The 2,085-nt window shown below is 62.7% G+C and carries 3 protein-coding genes; all 3 read left to right on the top strand.

Annotated features, from left to right (window positions below; genetic code table 11):
• On the top strand, positions 1 to 352 hold a 352-nt coding region (locus HX846_RS32005), incomplete at its 5' end, for an ATP-binding protein (RefSeq protein WP_256740185.1).
• Positions 349 to 1,683, top strand: a complete 1,335-nt coding sequence (locus tag HX846_RS32000; RefSeq protein WP_178966935.1) for a sigma-54 dependent transcriptional regulator — start codon at positions 349 to 351, stop codon at positions 1,681 to 1,683. The genes HX846_RS32005 and HX846_RS32000, both read left to right, overlap by 4 nt.
• 18 nt (positions 1,684 to 1,701) lie before the next feature.
• Positions 1,702 to 2,031 carry a GlpM family protein gene (locus HX846_RS31995; protein WP_172834602.1) on the top strand — a complete coding sequence of 110 codons (330 nt, stop codon included), beginning with the start codon at positions 1,702 to 1,704 and terminating at the stop codon, positions 2,029 to 2,031.
• The last annotated feature ends 54 nt before the right edge of the window (positions 2,032 to 2,085 follow it).

The raw sequence follows: 2,085 nt of genomic DNA, 5'->3' as shown, positions 1-2,085 counted from the left end.
GCTGGGCAACCTGCTGGCCAACGCTCTGGACGCCCTGACCGAAAAAGGCCCGCCGCGCAAACTCTGGCTGAGTGCCCAAACCACCGAACAGGGCGTCAACCTGTACATTCGCGACAACGGCCCGGGTTTCTGCATGGAAGCCCTGGGCCGCGCCAGCGAGCCCTTCTACACCACCAAGACCCGCACCCAGGGCCTGGGGTTGGGCCTGGCGATCTGCGACACCCTGATGCGCGCCTTTGGCGGTGAACTGTTGTTCGCCAACCACAAGGAAGGCGGCGCACTGTTAACCTTGAAACTGCGCGCCGGAGCACCGGGTGTCAGTCTGCAACCGTCCGAGGACCGCAGTGTATGACTATCGATAACCAGATTCAGGTGGTGTTGATCGACGATGATCCACACCTGCGTCAGGCCCTCTGCCAGACCCTGGACCTGGCCGGGCTGAAAGTCCTGACCCTCGGCGAAGCCCAGGGCCTGACCGCGCGCCTGTCCCGGGATTGGCCGGGGGTTGTGGTGAGCGACATCCGCATGCCCGGCATGGACGGCCTGGAACTGTTAAAGGAACTCCACGCCCAGGACCCGGAGCTGCCGGTACTGCTGATCACCGGCCACGGCGATATCTCCATGGCCGTGGGCGCGATGCGCAACGGCGCCTATGACTTCATGGAGAAACCCTTCTCTCCCGAGCGCCTGGTGGACGTAGCCCGCCGCGCCCTGGAACAACGCGGTTTGGCCCGGGAAGTCTGGTCGCTGCGCCGGCAACTGGCCGAGCGCGATTCGCTGGAAGGCCGGATCATCGGTCGCTCCCCGGCCATGCAGAACCTGCGGGAATTGATCGCCAACGTCGCCGACACCTCGGCCAACGTGTTGATCGAGGGCGAGACCGGCACCGGCAAGGAATTGGTCGCGCGCTGCCTGCACGATTTCAGCCGGCGCCACTCCCACCAGTTCGTCGCCTTGAATTGCGGCGGCCTGCCGGAGAACCTGTTCGAAAGCGAAATCTTCGGCCACGAAGCCAACGCGTTCACCGGTGCCGGCAAGCGCCGCATCGGCAAGATCGAACACGCCCACGAAGGCACGCTGTTCCTCGACGAAGTGGAAAGCATGCCGATGAACCTGCAGATCAAGCTGCTGCGGGTGTTGCAGGAACGCACCCTGGAACGCCTGGGTTCGAACCAGAGCGTGGCGGTGGATTGCCGGGTGATCGCCGCGACCAAGTCCGACCTCGACGACCTGAGCCGCGCCAACCAGTTTCGCAGCGACCTGTACTACCGCCTCAACGTGGTGACCCTGGAACTGCCGCCGCTGCGTGAACGCCGCGAAGACATCCTGCAGTTGTTCGAACACTTCTTGCAGCAGTCGTCGCTGCGTTTCGACCGCACCGCGCCGGACCTCGACAACCAGACCCTGTCCAGCCTGATGAGCCATGACTGGCCGGGCAACGTGCGTGAACTGCGCAACGTGGCCGAGCGGTTTGCCCTCGGTTTGCCGGCGTTCAAGAAGAGCGGCGCCAGCAGCGGCAACCATGGGCTGGCCTTTACCGAAGCGGTGGAGGCGTTCGAGCGCAACCTGCTCAACGATGCCTTGCAACGCAGCGGCGGCAACCTGACCCAGGCCAGCCAGGAACTGGGGATGGCCAAGACCACGTTGTTCGATAAGGTCAAGAAGTACGGGCTGAGCCACTAGGAGCGCATTGTGGATTTATTGTTGAAGGCGGCATTGGGTGCGGGGGTGGTGCTGATTCTGGCGGCGCTGGCCAAGACCAAGAACTACTACATTGCAGGGTTGGTGCCGCTGTTTCCGACGTTCGCGTTGATTGCGCATTACATTGTCGGCAAGGGTCGGTCGGTGGAGGATTTGAAGACCACCATCGTGTTCGGGATGTGGTCGATCATTCCGTACTTTGTGTACCTGGCGACGTTGTATGTGATGGTTGACCGGATGCGTCTGGAGGCTTCGCTGGCGGTGGCGGCGGTGGCGTGGTTGATGGCGGCTACGATTTTGGTCAGCGTGTGGGTCCGGGTACACGCCTGACATACACCTATCAAAGATGCGGAGCCGGGTGGGTGTGTATATCCGTTATTTAGG

This window comes from Pseudomonas sp. K5002, from assembly GCF_013386655.1.
In the GTDB taxonomy this organism is placed as follows: domain Bacteria; phylum Pseudomonadota; class Gammaproteobacteria; order Pseudomonadales; family Pseudomonadaceae; genus Aquipseudomonas.
This window is presented reverse-complemented; position numbering and strand designations above follow the sequence as displayed.